Here is a 1,004-nt window from a genome sequence, read left to right as displayed (position 1 = left end):
ACCGGCCTCTAATAGCCCTTGCAACTGAATGGGCGTGGAATCGAAAACATCCACGGCGTGCTGGGTAAAGTAGTGCCAGAGCTGCTGACCATCCATCCGGACGGCTGCCGGCACGATAACCACGGTATTGCCCGACAGCAATTGCATCCAGTCTTGCACAGAGGCGTCGAACAGGAGGCTGGCATTCATCGTGACACGGTACGGCTGTTTCATTCGCTCGGTGAAAAATGGGCGTAAACCACGATCAAGATTGAGGACATTGCGGTGCTCAACCATGACCCCTTTAGGCTGACCCGTAGAGCCGGAGGTATAGATCACATAAGCCAGATGATGGGACGTCAGGCCCAAGGCCCTGGCGTCCGGATTGCTGTCTGGCAGTAACGGCTCCGGGGCATCGAGCAGCACGGTGGGCAGGTGGCCGGGCAGGGTGTTGAGCAGCGCGGCCTGCGTCAGCAAGGCCACCGGCGCGGCATCATCGAGCATATAGGCCAGACGTTCGTCCGGGTAAGCCGGATCCAGCGGCAGGTAAGCGCCGCCGGCTTTGAGGATGGCCAGCAAGCCGACTACCATCTCCAGGCTGCGTTCGACACAGATCGCCACCCGATCATCCGGCCGTACCCCCAATGCGATCAGGTGATGGGCAAGGCGATTGGCCCGGCGGTTGAGTTCGCCATAACTCAGCGACTGGGATTCAAACACCAGTGCGGTGGCGTCGGGGTGGCGTTGTGCCTGGTCCTCGAACAGCTCATGGATCAGTGCCTCTTGCGGGAAGTCGGCCTGAGTGGCGTTGAAATCCACCAGCAGTTGCTGGCGTTCGGCGTCCGGCAGAATCGGTACCGTCAGGATGGGCCTTTGTGGATCGCTGACCACGGCATCAAGCAGGCCGTGCAGGGCGGTGACCAGGTAATGGGTCAGCCGTACGGGATCGATTCCGTGAAGGGTCTGGGCGGTCAGTGTGAAGCCCTCCCCCTGGTCGTCCACCGAGAGGGTGATGGGGTAGTTGG

The 1,004-nt window shown here is 61.0% G+C and carries 1 protein-coding gene; it reads right to left on the bottom strand.

The genetic code is table 11. From position 1 onward, the window contains the following. A partial coding sequence (locus EAH78_RS32055; RefSeq protein ID WP_140672350.1) for an AMP-binding protein occupies positions 1-1,004 on the bottom strand: 1,004 nt, incomplete at both ends.

The organism is Pseudomonas arsenicoxydans (assembly GCF_006438915.1).
GTDB classification, from domain to species: Bacteria; Pseudomonadota; Gammaproteobacteria; order Pseudomonadales; family Pseudomonadaceae; genus Aquipseudomonas; species Aquipseudomonas arsenicoxydans_A.
Note: the sequence above shows the minus strand (reverse complement) of the source record. Positions and strands in the feature narration are given on the sequence as shown.